The organism is Streptomyces sp. NRRL F-525 (assembly GCF_000716605.1).
GTDB lineage: Bacteria > Actinomycetota > Actinomycetes > Streptomycetales > Streptomycetaceae > Streptomyces.
In genome coordinates, this window is the sequence record NZ_JNXE01000043.1 from 1 (window position 1) to 22764 (window position 22764).

Here is a 22764-nt window from a genome sequence, read left to right on the forward strand (position 1 = left end):
CCCCAAGACCCCGCCCCGCACCGACAGCCCCCCGGCGCTGAAAACCCGCCCCGCACAGACAGCCCTCGGCACTGAAAACCCGCCCCGCACTAAGAACCGCCCCCGCGCCGAAAACCGCCATAGAGCACAAGCCCCCGCACCAAACACCCCACCCCCACCGTCGACAACACCGCCCGCACCACGTTCCACCCCACCCACGCGTCCTCGAACCGCTCCCGCGCAACAGCCACATCCGCGGTGTCCGCCAGGCCGTCATTCAGCGGGATGTTGAAGCCAACCGTCACCAGAAACGCCAACGCGTACGCCACCAGCCCCGCCCACACCCACCCCCGATACGACCTCCCGCGCGCCTGCCATCCAGCCACCCCCGCCAGCACCAACGCCCCCATGAAGCTCAGGAAGAACACCGGGTTCTGGATCACGTCGTTGATGTTCCGCATCACCTCGACGAACACCCGGTCATCGCTGCGCGCCAACGCCGGCATGATCGCGCAGGCGAACACGTAGAAGACCCCGGCGATCAACCCCATCGCGACGGTGGCCGCACCCAGTACCCAACCCGTGCCGCTCGTGCCCTGTTTCTCTGTCATGCCCTCCAGTCAACGGACAGGGCACCCCCACCGGACATCGCCGAGACGCGCGACCGCATACGCGACCGTCCACGCCGATGTCCACGCGCGTCCCGCACGAGGGGTTACGGCCACGCGAGCGGGCAGGCACTGTAGAGAGAACGGTTTCCCGCGCCCCCCACCTCTCCTCTCCTCCCCCCGCTCCTCCCTCCCTCACTGGCAGCCCACCGACTCCCGACGACCGACACGACCGACGACCGGGGTAATCCCAAGGCGGTGACAGGCACATGGCACTCGGTTCGACCATGGCCCCGTACGAGCTGCGTTTCGACGCCGGGCGGATCTGTCTGGATCTCCTCGCGACCACGCATCCCGACGAACGGCTCGACGCGCCGGAGCCGCTCCGCGCGTGGATCGTCCGCTCCGGGCTCGTCCCCGCGGCCACCCCGCTCGCGCACATCGACGCCTCCTGGCTTGTCGGGTTTCGTGAACTGCGGGGGCAGATCGGGCAGTTGGTGCGCAGCGGTAGCAGGTTGTCGAACGACACCCGGCCCTACGACCTCGCCCTCGCCCGCGTGAACGACCTCGCCCGCGCCGCGACCCCCGCACCCCGCGCCGTACGCGATGAAGAGGGCGCGCTGGTGCGGCAGTTGGACGGGCGGCCGGGGTGCGGTGCGTTGCTCTCGGTCATCGCGCGGGATGTCGTAGAACTGCTCACCGATCCCGTCGCCCGGGCCTCGCTCAGGGAGTGTGAAGGGGACAACTGCCCGATCGTTTATCTGGATTCGTCCCGGGGGCGGCGGAGGCGCTGGTGCTCCAGTGAGGTGTGCGGGAACCGGGAGAGAGTGGCTCGGCATCGGCGGCGCGCGGCGCTCGCGCGAGCCTGAGAATCCCTTATGCGGCTTCTGTGGAGTGACGGGACGTCAATTGTCGAAGTGATTTCGACAACAGTGCGTTTCACTCCGGCGCGGCCCGGGCAGCTCGCGTGATCTTGCTCGTGTGGTGGAAATGTAAAGATCGTACGGTGGGAATGTGCACTCATGTCCCGCTCGTCACGTCACTCCGAAGAAAACTGTCGCCTCACGTTGAACACTCGCCCACCCGCTCGCGTACCTCTCCATGAGCGACCGACTGGGGGAACCCCCGGACACCGGAGGTGGGCGTGCGCAAGGATTCCGTCGTGGCCAATGAACACGCACCGAGGGCCCGACATCGCATGTCCCAGTCCTCGGAACCTGATGAGGAGCTGATGCGTGCCCTGTACCGAGAGCACGCCGGACCCTTGCTCGCCTATGTGTTGCGGCTCGTCGCCGGGGACCGGCAGCGTGCCGAGGACGTGGTGCAGGAGACGCTCATCCGGGCCTGGAAGAACGCCGGCCAGCTCAACCGGGCGACCGGATCGGTACGACCCTGGCTTGTGACGGTGGCACGGCGCATCGTCATCGACGGTCACCGCAGCCGGCAGGCCCGGCCGCAGGAGGTGGACCCGTCGCCGCTGGAGGTCATCCCCGCGGAGGACGAGATCGACAAGGCGTTGTGGCTGATGACACTGTCGGACGCACTGGACGACCTGACCCCGGCCCACCGGGAGGTGCTCGTCGAGACGTACTTCAAGGGGCGTACCGTCAATGAGGCGGCCGAGACGCTTGGCATCCCCAGTGGCACGGTGCGCTCAAGGGTGTTCTACGCCCTTCGATCGATGAAGCTTGCTCTGGAGGAGCGGGGGGTGACGGCATGAGCATTTACGGGGGATACGGAACGGGTAGTCCTGGTTCCATGCAGGGATCTCAGGGCTCGAACGAACACGAGACCGTCGGCGCCTACGCCCTCGGGATTCTCGATGACGCCGAAGCAACCGCTTTCGAGGCCCATCTCGCCACCTGCGAATGGTGCGCCCAGCAGCTCGACGAGCTGGCCGGGATGGAACCGATGCTGGCGGCGCTCGCGGATCTGCCGGGCACCGGCACCCCGGCGATCGCCGAGTCCCTGGCCGCGAAACCCAGTCCACGGCTGGTGGAGCGACTGGTCGACGACGTCGGCGAACGGCGGGCCCTGAAGCGCCGGCGCAGCTTCTACATGATCGCCGCCGCGGCGGCCCTGATCATCGCCGGACCGCTGGCCGTCATCGCGGCCAACGGCGGCAACGACTCGGGCGGCAACAACAACGTGGCCGTGTCCCCCGCCAAGACCACCTTCGACACTTTGTCCGACAAGGTCACGGCGACGGACAAGACCACCAAGGTCACCGCGACCGTGGCGATGTCCAAGAAGGACTGGGGCACCCTCGGGGTCGTGGAGCTCAAGAACGTCAAGGGCCCGCTGAAGTGCTCCCTGATCGCCGTCGGCAAGAACGGCGAGCGCGAGACCATGAGCTCCTGGTCGGTCCCGGCCTGGGGTTACGGCATCGCGAACGCCACCAAGACGGAGGCCAAGAACCCGCTCTACGCCCAGGGCGGCGCGGCCTTCACGCCGAACGAGATCGACCACTTCGAGGTCATGACCTTCGACGGCAAGAAGCTCGTGGCAGTGGACGCGTAAGCACCTGTACAACCGACCGGTTGTGGTGTGTGGGGCCCGGAACGCGGAAGGCGCGCGTGCCGGGCCCCGCGTTTTTGTCAAGATCCACCGGGCAGGCCCCTCACTACCGAGGCCTTTTTTCGCGTACGGTTGACGGCTGCCCAGCACGTCAGAAGGGGGCCCGGTGGCCGCACAGGCTCAACAGGAGACCGCGCTCGACACGGTGTCCGACAAATCCGCCCAGGATTCGCTACGGGACCGGGAGATCAGCGTCGAACAGGCACACCTGGACCGGGTGTACCTGCGGCTCGAAGAGAAGATCCACGAGGCCGAGTTCCTCATGAACGACGCGGCCAAGCGCGGCCAGGTCGGCACGCCCGGCGCGCTCGCCGAACGGGACGCGCAGGTGTTCCGCGCCGGTATCCACCTCAACCGGCTCAACAACGAGTTCGAGGACTTTCTCTTCGGGCGGATCGACCTCCTGCTCGGGAAGGACGGCAAGAAGGGGCCCGACGGCGCCTACACCGCCGTAGAACCGGCTGAAGGTGCTGTCCGGGACGACAGCACCGCCGACATCGCCGAGACGCTGCACATCGGGCGGATCGGGGTCCTGGATTCCGAGTACGCGCCGCTCGTCATCGACTGGCGGGCGCCCGCCGCCGCGCCCTTCTACCGGTCGACGCCGGTCGACCCGGGGCGGGTCGTACGGCGCCGGGTCATCCGGTCCAAGGGGCGTCGGGTCCTCGGGGTCGAAGACGACCTGATGCGGCCCGAGTTGAGCGCTTTCCTCGACGGCGAGCAGCTGGCCGTCATCGGCGACGGCGCCCTGATGGCCGCGCTCGGCCAGGCCCGCAGCCACACCATGCGCGACATCGTGGCCTCCATCCAGGCCGAGCAGGACCTGGTGATCCGCGCCCCCGCCGCCTCGGTGACGTACGTCGAGGGCGGCCCGGGGACCGGCAAGACCGCCGTCGCCCTGCACCGCGCCGCCTACCTGCTCTACCAGGACCGGCGCCGGTACGCGGGCGGCATCCTCATCGTCTCGCCGACCCCGCTGCTCGTCGCGTACACCGAGGGCGTCCTGCCGTCCCTCGGCGAGGAGGGCCAGGTCGCGATCCGGGCGATCGGTTCGCTCGTCGACGGCGCCGAGGCCACCCTGTACGACTCCCCGGCCGTGGCCCGCGCGAAGGGCTCGTACCGCATGCTGCGTGTGCTGCGGAAGGCCGCGCGCGGCGCCCTGGAGCTGAACGATTCGCCGACCCGGCTCAGAGTGGTGGCGTTCGGCCGCCGGCTCGAACTGGAGGCCGCCGACCTGGAGCGCGTCCGGCAGAGCGCGCTCAGCGGCACGGCCCCGGTCAACATGCTGCGGCCGCGCGCCCGCAAGCTGCTCCTGGACGCCCTGTGGGAGCGCTCCGGTTCGGCGGGACGGCACACGGACCCCGAACTCGCCGCCGAACTGCGCTCGTCCTTCGACGAGGACATCGCGAGCGAGGACGACTTCATCGCGTTCCTCGACGCCTGGTGGCCCGAACTCACCCCGCGCTCAGTGCTGGAGTCCATGTCCGACGAGCGCAAGCTCGGCCGCTGGGCCCGGCGCATCCTCAACCCCGGCGAGGTCCGCCGGGTCGCCCGCGCCCTGAAGCGGGACGGCCTCTCCGTCCACGACGTCGCCGTCCTCGACGAACTCCAGGCGATCCTCGGCACCCCGGCCCGCCCCCGCAAGCGGCGCGACCTGGACCCGCTGGACCAGCTCACCGGTCTGGAGGAGCTGATGCCGACCCGCGAGGAGTCGCAGCGCGAACGGGCCGAGCGGCTCGCCCAGGAGCGCACCGAGTACGCGCACGTCATCGTCGACGAGGCCCAGGACCTCACCCCGATGCAGTGGCGCATGGTCGGCCGCCGCGGCCGGCACGCCACCTGGACGGTCGTAGGAGACCCGGCCCAGTCCTCCTGGTCCGACCCCGACGAGGCCGCCGAGGCCCGCGACGAGGCCCTCGGCTCCCGCCCCCGCCGCCGCTTCACCCTCACCGTCAACTACCGCAACCCCGCCGAGATCGCGGAACTGGCGGCGAAGGTCCTGGCCCTCGCGATGCCCGGCTCCGAGTCCCCGTCGGCGGTCCGTTCGACGGGCGTCAAGCCGCGTTTCGTGGCTACGAACAATCAGCACAGTGCCGTCGTACGGAACTCGCTGTCGGAGTCCGTCCGCGCGGAGGCCGCCCGACTGCTCGACCGGGTCGACGGCACGGTCGGCGTGGTCGTCGCCATGAACCGCCGTGAGGAGGCCCGCCGTTGGCTCACCGGCCTCGGGGACCGGGTCGTCGCGCTCGGCAGCCTGGAGGCCAAGGGCCTGGAGTACGACGCGACCGTCGTCGTATCGCCCGCCGAGATCGCCGACGAGTCGCCCGCCGGACTGCGGGTCCTCTACGTCGCCCTCACCCGCGCGACCCAGCAGCTGACGGTCGTCTCGGCCGAGCGGGACGAGCCGGACGCGAACGGGGTGCCGGATCTGCTCCGCGACTGAGGGGGCTGATCGAGGGCCGATCGAGAGGTGCTTTCGATGAACTCTCGGGATGGGAATGGTCTTACGGGATCTGTTTGTTAGCCTGGATGTGACACCGGCCCGATCCAAGCCCCCGGGCCCAACCTTCGTCGCTTAGAGCGACCACTTGCCGCGAGGCGAGCATGGCGGGTCGGTGTCATTGCTTGTCAGAGAGATCCCCGTCACGGGAAAAGTGACGGGGACCTCTTTTTCTTGCGAACAAAACGTTCGCAATAGGGGGTGGCTAACGCCTACCGGGCAGTAGGTGCGACGATCGGAACGCGTACTCAGCTCAACGGTGAAAGCAGAGGAAGTCGGCCATGGCTACGGCGCCCAGCGTCTCCTACTCGATCACGGTCCGTCTGGAGGTGCCCGCCAGCGGAACGGCGGTATCCCAGATCACCACGGCCGTGGAGTCCCACGGAGGCTCGGTGACCGGCCTCGACGTGACCGCCTCCGGCCACGAGAAGCTCCGGATCGACGTCACCATCGCGGCGTCCTCGACGGCCCACGCCGACGAGATCGTCCAGCAGCTGCGCGGCATCGAGGGTGTCACCCTGGGCAAGGTCTCGGACCGTACGTTCCTCATGCACCTCGGCGGCAAGATCGAGATGCAGTCCAAGCACCCGATCCGCAACCGTGACGACCTCTCCATGATCTACACCCCGGGTGTCGCCCGCGTGTGCATGGCGATCGCGGAGAACCCCGAGGACGCGCGCCGCCTCACCATCAAGCGCAACTCCGTCGCGGTCGTCACCGACGGCTCCGCCGTGCTGGGCCTCGGCAACATCGGCCCCAAGGCCGCGCTGCCGGTCATGGAGGGCAAGGCGGCCCTCTTCAAGCGGTTCGCCGGCATCGACGCCTGGCCGCTGTGCCTGGACACCCAGGACACCGACGAGATCGTCGCGATCGTCAAGGCGATCGCCCCGGGCTTCGCCGGCATCAACCTGGAGGACATCTCCGCGCCGCGCTGCTTCGAGATCGAGGCCCGGCTGCGCGAGGCCCTCGACATCCCCGTCTTCCACGACGACCAGCACGGCACCGCGATCGTCGTCCTCGCCGCGCTGACGAACGCGCTGCGGGTGGCCGGCAAGGGCATCGGTGACATCCGGGTCGTCATGTCCGGCGCGGGCGCGGCCGGTACGGCCATCCTGAAGCTGCTGCTCGCCGCGGGCGTAAAGAACGCTGTCGTCGCCGACATCCACGGTGTCGTGCACGCCGGCCGCGAGGACCTGGTCGACGCCAAGCCGGACTCGCCGCTGCGCTGGATCGCCGACAACACCAACCCGGACGGCCTCACGGGCACCCTGAAGGAGGCCGTGCGCGGCGCCGACGTCTTCGTCGGTGTCTCCGCCCCGAACGTCCTCGACGGCGACGACGTGGCCGCGATGGCCGAGGGCGCGATCGTGTTCGCGCTCGCGAACCCGGACCCCGAGGTCGACCCGACGATCGCCCGTCAGACGGCGGCCGTTGTGGCCACGGGGCGCTCGGACTTCCCGAACCAGATCAACAACGTGCTGGTCTTCCCGGGTGTCTTCCGCGGTCTGCTGGACGCGCAGTCCCGCACCGTCAACACGGAGATGATGCTCGCCGCGGCGACCGCACTCGCGAACGTGGTGACCGAGGACGAGCTGAACGCGAACTACATCATCCCCAGCGTCTTCAACGACAAGGTCGCCGGAGCGGTCGCGGGCGCGGTGCGTGACGCGGCGAAGGCGGCGGGAGTCGTGGTGGCCTCGACGGCGCCCTCCGCGTCGTAGAACCCCTCGAACGGCGGGTGTGCGGTGGCTGTGAGGATCGCCACGGCCGCCGACACACCGGCGCGTCGCGGAACCCGGGGCCTTCGGCGGCCGTTTATCGTGGCGGCCAGGTTTCGGGCCTTCCAGGCCCGGCCCTCGCTGCCGGGAGCCGACGGAGCGTCACCACGCAGAGGGCGTGGCGCTCTTCGTGTGACTCCCACGGGTGTTCTCGCGACTCCTACGGGTGCCGGATTGGCTTTCCCGCCGCAGGTAGGGGCAGGATGCGTCTTCGGGCGCGAGGGTCTGGACGACGGACCCGGGTCCGGGGACTCACCGAGGACCCTGGCAGCATCGGCTTCACCGTGCCCGATATGCGGCTCCGCCGCGTGGCACGCCTCAAACGGCAAGAAGAACACGGGAGTAACAACATGAACCGCAGTGAGCTGGTGGCCGCGCTGGCCGACCGTGCCGAGGTGACCCGCAAGGACGCCGACGCCGTTCTGGCCGCGTTCGCCGAGACCGTCGGCGAGATCGTCTCCAAGGGCGACGAGAAGGTCACCATCCCCGGCTTCCTGACCTTCGAGCGCACCCACCGTGCCGCTCGCACCGCGCGCAACCCGCAGACCGGCGACCCGATCAACATCCCCGCCGGTTACAGCGTCAAGGTGTCCGCGGGCTCGAAGCTCAAGGAAGCCGCCAAGGGCAAGTAAGCCTTCGCGTACGCGACGGGATTGCGTACGAGGCTCGAGTAACGCGAATGGGGCGGCCACCCGGTCAGGGTGGCCGCCCCATCGTCGTACAACCGACTGGTTACCCGAGCGCCTTGCCCGGCAGCTCCACCTTCGCGCCCAGCTCGACGAGCTTCTCCATGAAGTTCTCGTAGCCGCGGTTGATGAGGTCGATGCCGTGGACGCGGGACGTGCCCTGGGCCGCCAGGGCGGCGATGAGGTACGAGAAGCCGCCGCGGAGGTCGGGGATGACCAGGTCGGCGCCCTGGAGGCGGGTCGGGCCCGAGACGACCGCCGAGTGCAGGAAGTTGCGCTGGCCGAAGCGGCAGTGCGAGCCGCCGAGGCACTCGCGGTAGAGCTGGATGTGCGCGCCCATCTGGTTGAGCGCGGAGGTGAACCCCAGCCGGGACTCGTAGACCGTCTCGTGCACGATGGAGAGGCCCGTCGCCTGCGTGAGGGCGACGACCAGCGGCTGCTGCCAGTCCGTCTGGAAGCCGGGGTGCACGTCCGTCTCGAGCGCGATGGACTTCAACTGGCCGCCGGGGTGCCAGAAGCGGATGCCCTCGTCGTCGATCGCGAAGGCACCGCCCACCTTCCGGTAGGTGTTGAGGAACGTCATCATCGAGCGCTGCTGCGCGCCCTTGACGTAGATGTTGCCCTCGGTCGCCAGCGCTGCGGACGCCCAGGACGCGGCCTCCAGGCGGTCCGGGAGGGCCGCGTGGGTGTAGCCGCCGAGCGAGTCCACACCGGTGATGCGGATCGTGCGGTCGGTGTCCATGGCGATGATCGCGCCCATCTTCTGCAGTACGCAGATGAGGTCCTCGATCTCCGGCTCCACGGCCGCGTTGGCGAGTTCGGTGACGCCCTCCGCCAACACCGCCGTCAGCAGCACCTGTTCGGTCGCGCCGACCGACGGGTACGGGAGCTGGATCTTCGTGCCGCGCAGCCGCTGCGGGGCCTCCAGGTACTGGCCGTCCGCCCGCTTCTCGATCTTCGCGCCGAACTGCCGCAGCACCTCGAAGTGGAAGTCGATCGGCCGGCCGCCGATGTCACAGCCGCCGAGCCCCGGGATGAACGCGTGCCCGAGCCGGTGCAGCAGCGGACCGCAGAACAGGATCGGGATGCGCGAAGAACCCGCGTGGGCATCGATGTCGGCGACGTTGGCGCTCTCGACGTGCGACGGATCGAGCACCAGCTCGCCCGGCTCCTCACCCGGACGGACCGTCACCCCGTGCAGTTGCAGCAGGCCGCGTACGACACGAACGTCACGGATGTCCGGAACGTTGCGCAGTCGACTTGGCTCACTGCCCAGCAGGGCGGCGACCATGGCCTTGGGTACGAGGTTCTTCGCACCGCGGACACGGATCTCGCCCTCGAGCGGGGTTCCGCCGTGGACAAGCAGTACGTCGTCTGAGCCGTTGACGGTCATGAATCTCGCGTTCCGTGGAGTTGGGCAGGGGCCGAAGACGTAAGCGTAATGGCCGCCCACCCCCCTCCTGAAAGCCCAAGGAGTACCCAGCTACGTCATAGCTGTGTCACAACACGAACCGTTCCCAATCGGGCACATGGGGTCACGGGACGGGGGTGTGCGCGGAGGACGCTTCGGTGCGCCCTGAGCTGCACGCACTCTGGTACCCGCATTGCCTCCCCCATCACGCGGAAGATGCGGGATCATGTCAGGCATGACCGAGGTGTCCTCGCTCACAGGGCGGTTGCTCGTGGCAACACCCGCCCTGGCGGACCCGAACTTCGACCGCGCGGTGGTGCTCCTCCTCGACCACGACGAGGAGGGCTCCCTCGGTGTCGTCCTCAACCGCCCGACCCCCGTGGACGTCGGCGACATCCTGGAGGGCTGGGCGGAGCTCGCCGGCGAGCCGGGCGTCGTCTTCCAGGGCGGCCCGGTCCAGCTCGACTCGGCCCTCGGCGTCGCGGTCATCCCGGGCGGCGCGGCCGGCGAGCGCGCCCCGCTCGGCTGGCGGCGCGTGCACGGCGCGATCGGACTCGTCGACCTGGAGGCCCCGCCGGAGCTGCTGGCCTCGGCGCTCGGCTCGCTGCGGATCTTCGCCGGGTACGCCGGCTGGGGGCCCGGGCAGCTGGAGAACGAGCTGGTGGAGGGTGCCTGGTACGTCGTCGAGTCGGAGCCCGGTGACGTGTCCTCGCCGTCCCCGGAGAGACTCTGGCGCGAGGTGCTGCGCCGCCAGCGCAGTGAGCTGGCGATGGTGGCGACGTACCCGGACGACCCGTCCCTGAACTGATCCCCGAACTGAGCGACCCTTCGCGGAACTGATGCCGGTGGGCTTCAGTACCCTTGGCACTATGAGCACTCTTGAGCCCGAGCGCGGGACTGGTACGGGGACCCTCGTAGAGCCGACGCCCCAGGTGTCGCACGGCGACGGGGACCATGAGCGCTTCGCCCATTACGTCCAGAAGGACAAGATCATGGCGAGCGCCCTCGACGGCACTCCCGTGGTGGCGTTGTGCGGGAAGGTCTGGGTGCCGGGCCGCGACCCGAAGAAGTACCCGGTGTGTCCCATGTGCAAGGAGATCTACGAGTCCATGGGCTCGGGCGGGGACGGCGACAAGGGCAAGGGCGGCGGCGACAAGTAGCCGCTCTGCCGGTCCGACTTTCTGAGGCTCTCGGTTTCTGAGGCCCTCGGGGCGCGCTTCGGCGTGCCCTGGGGGCCTTTTGCGTGTTTCGACGACTTTTCGGTCGGCTTTCGCGTGTCACGAAGTGGTTGAGACCTCTTGTGGCCGCGTTCATCTACTCCTTAATCTCCGTGGTGTTGTGCAGAGCGAAACGCTCATTGCATATGTTGCAACGCACGCCCGGAATCCCGGAGGAACGCTCCATGAAGCTCGCCCCCCGATTCGCCGTACTCCTGGCGGCCGCCGCTGTCGTCGCCGGCTGCGCGCCCCAGACCTCCGACAACTCGTCCTCGGACAAGGACGACCAGAGCGGCACCCTGCGGGTGTGGCTCTTCCAGGAGGTCGGCAACGACCCGAAGGCGAAGGTCGTCGACTCCGTGGTCGCCGCCTTCGAGAAGGCCCACAAGGGCACCAAGGTCGACGTGGAGTACATCCCGATCGACACCCGCGCCCAGCGCGTGAAGGCCGCCTTCAACGACCCGAAGTCCGCGCCGGACGTCATGGAGTACGGCAACACCGACACGGCCGGCTACGTCCACGACGGCGGACTCCTCGACGTCACCAAGGACTTCGGCGCGTGGAGCGAGGCCAAGGACACCGACCCGACCGCGAAGCAGTCCGTCACGGTCGACGGCAGGATGTACGGCTCCCCGTTCTACGTCGGCGTCCGCGCCCTGTACTACCGCACCGACGTCTTCAAGGACCTGGGCCTCCAACCTCCCAAGTCCATGGCCGAGTTGGCCGCCACCGCCCGGAAGATCCACAAGGCGAAGTCCGATCTCTACGGCCTTGTCGTCGGCGGTGCGTACACGTACGGCGCGATGCCGTTCGTGTGGGCCAACGGGGGTGAACTCGCCACGGCCAAGGGGGGATCGGGGGGTTCTTACACCTCCGCGATCGACAGCGCCGCCGCGCAGAAGGGCATCAAGGCGTACACCTCGCTGTTCAGCAGCGACAACTGTCCCGCCGCCAAGTGCGCGGTGATGGGCGGCAATGACACGATCACGGCGTTCGCGGCGGGCAAGGCCGGGATGGCCATCGGGGGCGACTTCAGCCACACGGCTGTGGAAGCGGGCAAGGTCAAGGGCAAGTACGCGGTGGTTCCGCTGCCGGGTGTCGCGTCCGGGTCTGTTGCCCCTGCGTTCGCCGGCGGCAACAACATCGGTGTCCTGAAGAGCACTTCGCACCGGACGCTCGCGGTGGACCTGATGGAGCAGCTCACCTCGAAGGCGACGCAGGCGTCCATGTTCGACGCGATGGGGTTCCTGCCTACGTTCACCGACGTGCGGGACGCGGCTGCGGCGAAGGTGCCGTTCGAGAAACCGTTCGTTCAGACGTTGGCCGCGGGGACGAAGTTCGTGCCCGCGTCGCCTGGGTGGTCGGAGATCGACTCGTCGTTGGTATTGCCGACGATGCTGCAGGAGGTCATCAGCGGGAAGAAGAGTGTGGCTGCGGCTTCTGGGGACGCGGCGAAGAAGATGAACGCGGCCTTTAGTTCCGCGGGTTGAGCGGATGACGCCTAATAGCTCGGTTGTTGTGGAGCGTTCGCGGGTGCTGCGCCGTCGTGGCTTGTCGCGCCCACGCGGCGGTAGCCGCAAATCAAACACAGCCCCGCGCCCCCAGGGGGGTTGGGGTGTGCCCTGGTTGTATCTGGCCCCGGCTCTCGTTGTCCTTGGGGGGTTGCTGGTCTACCCCATCTATCAGCTTGGGTTGATCTCGTTCTTCCAGTACACGCAGGCTCAGGTCAGTGGTGGGGAGCCGACGACCTTTGAGGGGTTCGGGAACTACTCCGCGCTCTTCTCGGACAGTCAGTTCTGGCAAGTGCTGGTGGCCACCGTGTTGTTCGCGGGGGCGTGTGTGGTGTCGACGCTGGCTGTTGGGTGTGCGCTCGCCGTACTGCTCACCCGGGTGCGGGCCTTGCCTCGGTTGGTGTTGATGCTGGCCGCGTTGGGGGCCTGGGCCACGCCGGCCGTCACTGGGTCGACCGTGTGGTTGCTGCTCTTCGACCCTGACTTCGGGCCGGTGAACCGGATTCTCGGGCTCGGGGATCACTCCTGGACGTACGGGCGGTTGAGCGCGTTCTTCCTTGTGCTGCTCGAAGTGGTGTGGTGCTCCTTTCCGTTCGTGATGGTGACCGTCTACGCCGGGATCCGTGCCGTGCCTTCCGAGGTGCTGGAGGCCGCCGCTCTGGACGGGGCCTCGCAGTGGCGGATCTGGCGGTCGATCCTGACGCCGATGCTGCGGCCGATCCTGACCGTCGTCACCATTCAGTCCGTCATCTGGGACTTCAAGGTCTTCACCCAGATCTACGTCATGACCAACGGCGGCGGTATCGCGGGGCAGAACCTCGTGCTGAACGTGTACGCCTATCAACAGGCGTTCGCGTCCTCGAAGTACAGCCTCGGCTCGGCGATCGGTGTCGTCATGCTGCTGATGCTGCTCGCCGTCACGCTGGTCTATCTGCGGCTGCTGCGCAGGCAGGGGGAGGAACTGTGAGTCTGCTTAGCGGTCTTGGCGGCTTTGTACGACGACCCCGGCGGCCCTGGCGGCTCGCTGCCGAGGCCTCGGCGCTGCTGATCGCGGTCGTCGTCGCCTTCCCCCTCTATTGGATGGTGCTCAGCGCCTTCAAACCGGCCGGGGAGATCGAGTCGAGCGAGCCCCGGCCGTGGACGCTGGCGCCCTCTCTGGACTCGTTCCGGCGGGTGTTCGGGCAGCAGGAATTCGGCCGTTACTTCGTCAACAGCCTTGTCGTGGCGTGCTCGGTGGTCATCGTCTCGGCGTTGATCGCCTTTCTCGCCGCGACGGCGGTGACGCGATTCCGGTTCCGCTTCCGGACCACCCTCCTGATCATGTTCCTGGTGGCCCAGATGGTGCCCGTGGAAGCGCTGACGATCCCCCTGTTCTTCACCATGCGGGGGCTCGGGCTGCTGAACACGCTGGGGTCGCTGATCCTGCCTCAGATCGCGTTCTCGCTGCCGTTCGCGATCTGGATGCTGCGGGGGTTCGTGAAAGCCGTACCGGACGCGCTGGAGGAGGCCGCGTACATCGACGGGGCGAGCCGGACGCGATTCCTGTGGCAGATCCTTTTCCCGCTCGTCTTCCCGGGGTTGGTGGCCACGAGCGTGTTTTCCTTCATCTCGGCCTGGAACGACTTCCTCTTCGCCAAGTCCTTCATCATCAGCGACACTTCCCAGTCGACCCTGCCGATGGCCCTCCTCGTCTTCTACAAGCCGGACGATCCTGACTGGGGCGGGGTCATGGCGGCCTCCACGGTGATGACGATTCCGGTGCTGGTGTTCTTCGTACTCGTACAGCGACGTCTGGTCTCGGGGCTGGGCGGAGCGGTTAAGGACTGACGTGACCGATCTGATTCCGCTGCCCCGGTACACCCATACCTACCGGGGTCACTTCGAACTCGGCCCCGATACACGCCTGGTGGCGGGCGAGGGCGCCGGCGCGAGCGAGCGGTGGCTGCGCGGCGTGCTCGGGGCGGCCACCGGCTTTCCGCTGGCCCCGGGGGACTCGCCCGAGAACGCCATCCAGCTGTACATCCACCCCATGGTGACCAAGGACCTCGGCCCGGAGGGCTACCGCCTGATGGTCCTGTCCCACACCGTGCACGTGGTCGGCGGCGGCCCCGCGGGCCTCTTCTGGGGCGCCCAGACGCTACGTCAACTGCTGGGCCCGGACGCCTTTCGGCGTGCCCCGCTGCCCGGCCGGGAATGGCGGCTGCCCCTGACCCACGTCCAGGACTCCCCCCGTTTCCCCTGGCGCGGCCTCATGCTCGACGTCGCCCGGCACTTCATGCCCAAGGAGGGCGTCCTGCGCTACCTGGATCTCATGGCGGCGCACAAACTCAACGTCTTCCACTTCCACTTGACGGACGACCAGGGCTGGCGCGTACAGATCAAGCGGTACCCGAAGCTGACCGAGATCGGCTCCTGGCGGGCGCGCACGAAATTCGGCCACCGTGCCTCACCGCTCTGGGACGACAAGCCCCACGGCGGCTACTACACCCAGGACGACATCCGGGAGATCGTCGCCTACGCCGCCGAGCGGCATATCGCCGTGGTCCCGGAAATCGACGTACCGGGACACTCGCAGGCCGCCATCGCCGCGTATCCGGAACTCGGCAACACCGACGTCATCGACACCAACTCCCTCTCCGTCTGGGACAACTGGGGGATCAACCCCAACGTACTGGCCCCCACTGACAACACCCTGCGGTTCTACGAGGGGGTGTTCGAGGAACTCCTGGAGCTGTTCCCCTCGGAGTTCATTCACGTCGGCGGCGACGAATGCCTCAAGGACCAGTGGAAGCAGTCGGCGACCGCGCAGGCGCGCATCGCGGAACTCGGGCTCGCGGACGAGGACGAGTTGCAGTCGTGGTTCATCGGACACTTCGACAAGTGGCTCTCCGTGCGCGGGAGAAGGCTCGTCGGGTGGGACGAGATCCTGGAGGGCGGGCTCGCGGAGGGGGCGGTCGTGTCGTCCTGGCGCGGGTACGAGGGCGGGATCACCGCCGCCCGCGCGGGGCACGACGTGGTCATGTGCCCTGAACAGCACGTGTACTTGGACTGGCGGCAGGCCCCCGGAGAGGACGAGCCGGTGCCGATCGCCCACGTGCGCACCCTGGAGGACGTCTACCGCTTCGAGCCGGTTCCGGAGCAGCTCAGCGAGGCCGAGGCCCGTCATGTGCTGGGCACGCAGGCCAACGTGTGGACCGAGGTGATGGAGGATCACGCACGCGTGGACTACCAGACGTTCCCCCGGCTCGCGGCCTTCGCCGAGGTCGCCTGGAGTGCTCTCCCGGCGCCCGCGGAACGGGACTTCGCCGACTTCGAGCGCCGGATGACCGCCCACTACGCGCGACTCGACGCCCTGGGGGTCGCCTACCGTCCGCCCACGGGACCACTGCCGTGGCAGCGACGCCCCGGAGTGCTCGGCCGACCCAAGGACGGCCCGCCCCCGAACGCGTAGAACCCGTAAGGGAGAAAGCCCCCAGGAGTCACCGTTGAGTGGCAATCCGCGCGTACCGGTGATGCCGTACGAAAACGGACCATCTCCCTGATGAGACGGGCGAATGCCTCCTAGCGGACCCCCGCGCTCGGGTCTTGCGAAGATGTGCCAGAGTTGCCACGTCCGCCCTGTCAGCACGTACCGTACGGCAGCAACAGGTGGGACCAGGTGGGGCAGCGGGAAGGGGCAGCCGGTTTGACCACGCACGCACCGCAGGCGGGGCAGTCCGTCACGCTGCCCACAACGCTGGACGAGGCCGTGGCGGCGCTCACGGCCCTGCCCACCGCCGTCCCGGTGGCCGGTGGCACCGACCTCATGGCGGCCGTCAACTCGGGCCAGCTGAGGCCCAGCGCGCTGGTCGGTCTCGGCCGGATCAGCGAGATCCGCGGCTGGCAGTACCAGGACGGGCACGCGCTGCTCGGCGCGGGCCTCACGCACGCCCGCATGGGCCGCCCCGACTTCGCCGCGCTCATCCCGGCGCTCGCCGCCTCCGCGCGTGCCGCGGGCCCGCCGCAGATCCGCAACGCGGGCACCCTGGGCGGCAACATCGCCTCGGCCGCGCCCACCGGTGACGCGCTGCCCGTACTGGCCGCCCTTGAGGCCACGCTGATCATCGCGGGCCAGGACGGAGCCCGCCGGGAGATCCCGGTGTCGCACCTGTTGGCCGGTGTGGAGATGCTGCGCGGCGGCGAACTCATCGGCTTCGTGCGCGTGCCGCTGCTGCACGCCCCGCAGGTCTTCCTGAAGGCCACCGGCAGGACAGGACCCGGGCGCTCGGTCGCGTCCGTCGCGGTCGTCCTCGACCCCGCCAGGCGCGGGGTCAGGTGCGCCGTCGGAGCCATAGCGCCGATGCCGCTCAGACCGCTGGACGCCGAGCAGTGGGTGGCCCGGCTGATCGACTGGGACAACAGCCGCACGATCGTCCCCGAGGCGCTCGCCGCCTTCGGGGAGTACGTCGCCGCGGCCTGCATCCCCGACCCGGTACCGGCCGAGGACGGCTCCGTGGAACAGCTTCCGCCCGCGGTACTGCACCTGCGGCGCACCGTCGCCGCACTGGCCCGACGAGCACTCGGGAGGGCGCTGTCGTGACCGACGACCAGCACGGAGAGGGCACCCCTCAGGGCGGCGGACGCTGGGACCCGCTGCCCCAGGGCGACTACGACGACGGCGCCACGGCCTTCGTGAAACTCCCCGAAGGCGGCATCGACGCCCTCTTGGCCGCCCCGGGCCACGGCTATGTGCCGCCGCCCATAGAGGCCGCCCCGGACGCCGACCCGTCGTCGACCGGGTCCTGGGCGGTGCCCGCCGAGGGCGTCCAGTGGCCCGACCCGAACGCCGTACCGCACCAGGGCACGGCCGGCGGGGACCAGTTCTCGTACCGCCCCGGGTCCACCGGCCAGTGGACCTTCCAGGACACCAACGCGCCGGACGCGGGCGCCGCTCCCGGCCGCGACGTGACCGGGGAGTGGTCGATCCCCGTCGCCGGGGGTGATCTCCCGGACGAATCGGGCGAGTTCACCACCTCGGCCCTGGTCGAGCAGTGGGGCGGCACCCCGCCCGCGACCCTGCCCGGCGGCGCGCCCGCGCCTTGGGCGACGGACGGCGCGGGCCAGAACTGGGCGCAGCAGGCGGCGGACACCGGAGTGGTGGAGCGGCCCGGCGAGCGCACCGACGGACGCGGCCTGGAGCACCCGGCCGACCGGTCCGGCACGCACCCGACCGGCGAGGTGTCGGCGCAGGCCGCCACCCGCCCGCCCGCCGAGGCGACCCGGCAGCCGTACGGCGAGCCCGGCGACCCGTACGCGCACACCCGTTCCGAAGCCCCCGGCGACCCCTACGGCGACGCGCGCGCCGACCGCCACGACGACACCGCCGCCGAACTCGCCGTGGACGACGCACAGTCGGCTCATGGGAGCGAGGGTGCGGGCGACGACGGCGAAGGGGCCGCGGACGGCGCTGAGAGGCCCGCTGAGGCGTCCGCGGCGGTCGACGCGGCCGAGGGTGCCGACGACGCTCCGGAGGCCGCTGAGGCGCCCGTGACGGCCGTCGAAGCCGACGTGCCGGACGAGGCCGCCGAACCGGCCCCGAAGATCCCCGGCGAGGAACACCCGCTCGCCTCCTACGTGTTGCGCGTCAACGGCGCCGACCGGCCCGTCACCGACGCCTGGATCGGCGAGTCGCTGCTCTACGTGCTGCGCGAGCGCCTCGGCCTCGCCGGCGCCAAGGACGGCTGCTCGCAGGGCGAGTGCGGGGCCTGCAACGTCCAGGTCGACGGACGGCTCGTCGCCTCCTGCCTGGTGCCCGCGGTGACCGCCGCCGGCTCCGAGGTCCGTACGGTCGAGGGTCTCGCCGTCGAGGGGCAGCCCTCGGACGTGCAGCGGGCGCTCGCCAAGTGCGGTGCCGTGCAGTGCGGTTTCTGCGTGCCCGGCATGGCGATGACCGTGCACGACCTCCTGGAGGGCAACCCCGCGCCCACCGAACTGGAGGCGCGCCAGGCCCTGTGCGGCAACCTGTGCCGCTGCTCCGGCTACCGGGGTGTCCTGGACGCCGTACAGGAAGTCGTCGCCGAACGCGAGGCGCACGCCGCTGCCGCCGAACCTGAGTCGGACGGCGACGAGGCGCGTATTCCCCACCAGGCGGGACCCGGGGGCGGTGGCGTCCACCAGTCGGCGTTCGAGTCCCCGCGCACGCAGGACCAGGTGTACGGCCAGGACGGAGGTCAGGCGTGAGCAACGAAGCCGCCACCGCGACCACGGAGGCCGCGCCCGCCCCGGAACTGCCGGGCCACGGCCTGGGCGCCTCGCTCCCGGCCGCCGACGCCCGCGCGAAGACCGAGGGCACGTTCCCGTACGCGGCCGACCTGTGGGCCGAGGGCCTGCTCTGGGCGGCCGTACTGCGCTCGCCGCACCCGCACGCGCGCATCGTGTCCGTCGACACGTCCCACGCGCGGGACATGCCCGGCGTCCGGGCCGTCATCACCCACGAGGACGTGCCGGGCCGGGACCGCTACGGCCGGGGCACCGCCGACCGCCCGGTGTTCGCCTCCGAGGTCGTACGCCACCACGGGGAGCCCATCGCCGCCGTCGCCGCCGACCACCCCGACACCGCGCGGATGGCCGCCGCGGCCATCATGGTCGAGTACGAGGTACTCGACCCGGTGACCGACCCCGAGCAGGCCTTCGAGGCCGAGCCGCTGCACCCCGACGGCAACCTGATCCGGCACATCCCGCTGCGCCACGGCGACCCGGACGCCACCGCCGACATCGTGGTCGAGGGCCTGTACCGCATCGGCCGCCAGGACCCCGCCCCCATCGGCGCCGAGGCCGGTCTCGCCGTGCCCCGCCCCGACGGCGGCGTCGAGCTGTACATCGCCTCCACGGACCCGCACAACGACCGCGACACGGCCGCCGCCTGCTTCGGCCTGGAGTCCGACCGCGTGAAGGTCGTCGTCACCGGCGTCCCCGGGGCCACCGCCGACCGCGAGGACCAGGGCTTCCAACTCCCTCTCGGACTGCTGGCGTTGAAGACCGGCTGCCCGGTCAAACTCACCGCCACGCGCGAGGAGTCCTTCCTCGGCCACACCCACCGCCACCCCACGCTCCTGCGCTACCGCCACCACGCCGACGAGGACGGTCGGCTGGTCAAGGTCGAGGCCCAGGTGCTGCTCGACGCGGGCGCCTACGCCGACACCTCCTCGGAGGCCCTGGCCGCCGCCGTCTCCTTCGCCTGCGGCCCGTACGTCGTCCCGAACGCCTTCATCGAGGGCTGGGCCGTGCGCACCAACAACCCGCCCTCCGGGCACGTGCGCGGCGAGGGCGCGATGCAGGTCTGCGCCGCCTACGAGGCGCAGATGGACAAGCTCGCCAAGAAGCTCGCCATGGATCCGGCCGAGCTGCGCCTGCGCAACGCCATGGCCACTGGTGACGTCCTCCCGACCGGCCAGACGGTGACCTGCCCGGCGCCGGTCGCCGAACTCCTGCAGGCCGTACGGGACTTCCCGCTGCCGCAGCTCCCCAAGGACACCCCCGAGGACGAGTGGCTGCTGCCCGGCGGCCCCGAGGGCGCGGGCGAACCGGGCGCGGTGCGCCGGGGCGTCGGCTACGGCCTCGGCATGGTCCACATGCTCGGCGCCGAGGGCGCGGACGAGGTCTCCACGGCCACCGTGAAGGTCCACGACGGCATCGCGACCGTGCTCTGCGCGGCCGTCGAGACCGGCCAGGGCTTCACCACGCTGGCCCGGCAGATCGTCCAGGAGACCCTCGGCATCGACGAGGTGCACGTCGCCCCCGTGGACACCGATCAGCCGCCCGCCGGCCCTGGTTGCCGCGGACGTCATACCTGGGTATCGGGCGGCGCCGTGGAACGGGCCGCGAAAATGGTCCGCACCCAGCTTCTCCAGCCCCTGGCGCACAAGTTCGGGATGTCGACCGAGCTCCTCCAGATCACCGACGGCAAGATCACCTCCTACGACGGCGTCCTCTCGACGACCGTCACCGAGGCCCTGGACGGCAAGGAACTCTGGGCCACCGCCCAGTGCCGCCCGCACCCGACCGAGCCCCTGGACGAGGCGGGCCAGGGCGACGCCTTCGTAGGGCTCGCCTTCTGCGCGATCCGCGCGGTGGTCGACGTCGACATCGAACTCGGCTCGGTCCGGGTCGTCGAGCTGGCCCTCGCCCAGGACGTCGGCCGGATCCTGAACCCGACCCAGCTGGTCGCCCGGATCGAGGGCGGTGTCACCCAGGGCGTAGGCATCGCGCTGACGGAGAACCTGCGCACCGCGCGCGGGTTGATCCGTCACCCCGACCTCACGGGCTACGCCCTGCCCACCGCCCTGGACACCCCCGACATCCGCATCGTGAAACTCGTCGAGGAGCGTGACGTGGTCGCCCCCTTCGGGGCGAAGGCGGTCAGCGCGGTACCGGTGGTCACGTCACCGGCGGCGATCGCGTCGGCGGTGCGCGCTGCGACGGGCCGCCCGGTGAACCGGCTGCCGATCCGCCCCCAGGCGGCGGTGGTGACGGCGACGACCGATCAGTACGGCCAGTACGGACACTGAGCGGCCGGTGCGTGACGGTGTTCGAGGGGGTCGTCCTCATCACCGGTGTGATGGCCTCCGGCAAGTCGACGGTCGCGCAGGCGCTGGCGGAGCGGTTGCCGAGGGCGGCGCACGTCCGGGGTGACGTCTTCCGGCGGATGATCGTCTCGGGGCGCGAGGAGTACGTCCCCGGTGCGGGCGGCGAGGGGGAGTCCCAACTCCGGTTGCGGTACCGGCTGTCGGCGGCGACGGCGGACGCGTACGCGGAGGCCGGGTTCACGGCGGTCGTCCAGGACGTGGTGCTGGGCGAGGAACTGTCGGCGTACGTCGGCCTGATCCGCAGCCGCCCCCTGCACGTGATCGTCCTCGCACCGACCCGGGCGGCCGTGATGGCACGGGAGGCGGGCCGGGCGAAGACCGGATACGGCGCGTGGACGGTCGAGGAGCTGGACCGCGGGCTGCGGACGCGGACCCCGCACATCGGGCTGTGGCTGGACAACTCCGCGCTGACGGTGGGGGAGACGGTCGACGCGATCATCGAGGGACGGGAACGTTCCCGGGTGGTTTGAGCGTCTGATGAGGTGAGGACGTCTCGGACGTCGCGCGTCCTCCGGCCCTGTGAGGCGTTTTCGCTGGTCAGGGCGATTGTCAGTGGTGCCGCGTAGGGTTTTGGCAGTGGGGAGACAGCGGGGCACCGGTGGCACACGGGGAAGATTCACGCACGGGGGAACAATGAGCAGGACCTACGCCGGTTCTACGGCGACCATGATCACCTTGACCGAGGACGACCTCGATCCGTACATCACGCACGAGTCGACGCGCCGCTGGCTGACGGGTCCCGGACTGCCGGGCGACAGCGGCCTGTTGACGTTCGAGGAGCTGCGCAGGGAGGGCCTGCGGACGGTGGCGGACTCGTTGGGCGACCCCGCCCCGCTGGCGGAGGAGCTCCGGGACCAGCTGGTGATAGGCGCGCTCTGGGGACCCGACGGCGGCGAGGCGGAGTCGATCCTGCTGGACGGCGAGACGGGCGAGATCGCGACGACGTACTTCTTCCAGGACCGCCCGGACCTGATGGAGTCCGGCCCGCTGGCCCCGTCGATCGAAACGCTGACGCGCTTCACGGCGACGACGGACGAACTGACGTACCTCCGCGGCCAGTTCGCGTCCTACGAGGGCCGGCACGGCACGAAGACGGCGGCGGAGGCGTCACGCCAGCTGCTCGCGGTGTTCGAGTCGGCGACGGACGGCGAGGTGCCCCCGTTCTGGAAGGCGGCGGCACTGATCCGTCCGCTCGCCCTGGTGGCGGGCCCGGGCACGACGTCAGGGCTGACGCTGGACATCCCGGCCCGCCTGCTGGACCAGGAGTTCGGCCAGGGCGCGGTCGCCCGCTTCGAGGAGGTCGACTTCCCCGCCACGCTCACCCACGAACCGACCCGCCGCTTCCTGCGCGAGACCGGCCTGCCCGAGGACGCGTTCCTCTTCCAGCTCGACACGGACGTCCCGCTCCCCACCCTCACCGAGTTCTACGAGGACGAGCCCGCCGAGGAACTCCCGCCCCGCGCCGACCAGTTGATCCGCCTCGGCTACCTCATCGAGGACAACAGCCTGGTGGTGGACGGCGCGACGGGCGAGATCCTGACTTGGAGCGAGCCGGAGGCGACCCTGGCTCCTCTCAACACGGACGTCTCGACCCTGGCCTTCACCCTGTGGCTGCTCCACCGCGAGAAAGCGATAGACGCGGACCTGTCGGGCGAGCTGACGGCGGAGGCGTACGACCAGTTGGCGACGACGATGCTTCAGACACTGTCGAAGGTGGATCCGACCGGGGTGGCTCCGACGGGGACGGGCGCGCGGCCGGCCGGCCCGCACTACTGGACGGAGGCGTTCCAGGACGAGGCGGCCGGGGTGTTGTGACGCGCGCGGGCGGCCGTCGATGAACCGCGCCGGTGCCGTGACGCGCTTGCGAGCGGCC

Annotated in this window: 19 protein-coding genes; 17 read left to right on the plus strand and 2 right to left on the minus strand. The window is 69.9% G+C overall.

Annotated elements, in window-relative coordinates; translation table 11 throughout:
• Positions 1–89: 89 nt before the first annotated feature.
• Positions 90–590 (minus strand): DUF1772 domain-containing protein, encoded by a 501-nt coding sequence (locus OO69_RS40735; RefSeq protein ID WP_033286003.1) that lies wholly within the window; start codon positions 588–590, stop codon positions 90–92.
• Positions 591–856: 266 nt separating this feature from the next.
• Between OO69_RS40735 and OO69_RS40740 the strand changes: the two genes are divergently transcribed.
• From OO69_RS40740 to OO69_RS40765, 6 genes are all read left to right on the plus strand, one after another.
• A complete protein-coding gene (locus tag OO69_RS40740) occupies positions 857–1456 on the plus strand; it encodes a CGNR zinc finger domain-containing protein (RefSeq protein ID WP_033286004.1) in 600 nt (199 codons plus the stop codon).
• 329 nt (positions 1457–1785) lie between these two features.
• On the plus strand, positions 1786–2307 hold the full coding sequence (locus OO69_RS40745; protein ID WP_019056398.1) for a sigma-70 family RNA polymerase sigma factor: 522 nt from the start codon (positions 1786–1788) through the stop codon (positions 2305–2307).
• A 38-nt stretch (positions 2308–2345) separates the two neighbouring features.
• Positions 2346–3107 carry an anti-sigma factor family protein gene (locus OO69_RS40750; protein WP_033286005.1) on the plus strand — a complete coding sequence of 254 codons (762 nt, stop codon included), beginning with the start codon at positions 2346–2348 and terminating at the stop codon, positions 3105–3107.
• Positions 3108–3270: 163 nt separating this feature from the next.
• The gene (locus OO69_RS40755) at positions 3271–5607 is read left to right on the plus strand and encodes a HelD family protein (protein WP_033286006.1); all 2337 of its coding nucleotides are present in this window, start codon (positions 3271–3273) and stop codon (positions 5605–5607) included.
• Positions 5608–5945: 338 nt separating this feature from the next.
• Positions 5946–7385: an NAD-dependent malic enzyme gene (locus tag OO69_RS40760; protein WP_033286007.1), complete on the plus strand. Its 1440-nt coding sequence runs from the start codon at positions 5946–5948 to the stop codon at positions 7383–7385.
• A 407-nt stretch (positions 7386–7792) separates the two neighbouring features.
• Positions 7793–8074: an HU family DNA-binding protein gene (locus OO69_RS40765; RefSeq protein ID WP_019056394.1), complete on the plus strand. Its 282-nt coding sequence runs from the start codon at positions 7793–7795 to the stop codon at positions 8072–8074.
• Positions 8075–8174: 100 nt separating this feature from the next.
• Here OO69_RS40765 and murA read toward each other — a convergent pair whose 3' ends face one another.
• Entirely contained in the window at positions 8175–9521 is a 1347-nt protein-coding gene (murA, locus tag OO69_RS40770; protein WP_033286008.1) for a UDP-N-acetylglucosamine 1-carboxyvinyltransferase, read from the minus strand.
• A gap of 253 nt (positions 9522–9774) precedes the next feature.
• Here murA and OO69_RS40775 point away from each other — a divergent pair, with 253 nt between their 5' ends.
• The 11 genes from OO69_RS40775 (at position 9775) to OO69_RS40825 (ending at position 22706) form a co-directional block, all read left to right on the plus strand.
• Positions 9775–10347 carry a YqgE/AlgH family protein gene (locus OO69_RS40775; protein WP_033286009.1) on the plus strand — a complete coding sequence of 191 codons (573 nt, stop codon included), beginning with the start codon at positions 9775–9777 and terminating at the stop codon, positions 10345–10347.
• Positions 10348–10408: 61 nt separating this feature from the next.
• Positions 10409–10699, plus strand: a complete 291-nt coding sequence (locus OO69_RS40780; RefSeq protein ID WP_026150330.1) for a DUF3039 domain-containing protein — start codon at positions 10409–10411, stop codon at positions 10697–10699.
• 242 nt (positions 10700–10941) lie between these two features.
• Positions 10942–12246 carry an extracellular solute-binding protein gene (locus tag OO69_RS40785; RefSeq protein ID WP_033286010.1) on the plus strand — a complete coding sequence of 435 codons (1305 nt, stop codon included), beginning with the start codon at positions 10942–10944 and terminating at the stop codon, positions 12244–12246.
• A gap of 4 nt (positions 12247–12250) precedes the next feature.
• A complete protein-coding gene (locus OO69_RS40790) occupies positions 12251–13234 on the plus strand; it encodes a carbohydrate ABC transporter permease (RefSeq protein WP_106971198.1) in 984 nt (327 codons plus the stop codon).
• Positions 13231–14094 (plus strand): carbohydrate ABC transporter permease, encoded by an 864-nt coding sequence (locus OO69_RS40795; protein WP_051801590.1) that lies wholly within the window; start codon positions 13231–13233, stop codon positions 14092–14094. The genes OO69_RS40790 and OO69_RS40795 overlap by 4 nt, the downstream gene beginning before the upstream one ends.
• 1 nt (position 14095) lies before the next feature.
• Entirely contained in the window at positions 14096–15718 is a 1623-nt protein-coding gene (locus OO69_RS40800; RefSeq protein ID WP_051801592.1) for a beta-N-acetylhexosaminidase, read from the plus strand.
• Positions 15719–15952: 234 nt separating this feature from the next.
• Complete coding sequence (locus tag OO69_RS40805) at positions 15953–16846, plus strand: FAD binding domain-containing protein (protein ID WP_033286011.1); 894 nt, start codon at positions 15953–15955, stop codon at positions 16844–16846.
• Positions 16843–18486 (plus strand): 2Fe-2S iron-sulfur cluster-binding protein, encoded by a 1644-nt coding sequence (locus tag OO69_RS40810; protein WP_033286012.1) that lies wholly within the window; start codon positions 16843–16845, stop codon positions 18484–18486. Before OO69_RS40805 ends, OO69_RS40810 begins: the two co-directional genes overlap by 4 nt.
• The gene (locus OO69_RS40815; RefSeq protein WP_033286013.1) at positions 18483–20813 is read left to right on the plus strand and encodes a xanthine dehydrogenase family protein molybdopterin-binding subunit; all 2331 of its coding nucleotides are present in this window, start codon (positions 18483–18485) and stop codon (positions 20811–20813) included. Before OO69_RS40810 ends, OO69_RS40815 begins: the two co-directional genes overlap by 4 nt.
• 17 nt (positions 20814–20830) lie before the next feature.
• The gene (locus OO69_RS40820) at positions 20831–21361 is read left to right on the plus strand and encodes an AAA family ATPase (RefSeq protein ID WP_078652797.1); all 531 of its coding nucleotides are present in this window, start codon (positions 20831–20833) and stop codon (positions 21359–21361) included.
• 163 nt (positions 21362–21524) lie between these two features.
• Complete coding sequence (locus tag OO69_RS40825; RefSeq protein WP_033286014.1) at positions 21525–22706, plus strand: SUKH-4 family immunity protein; 1182 nt, start codon at positions 21525–21527, stop codon at positions 22704–22706.
• Positions 22707–22764: the final 58 nt, after the last annotated feature.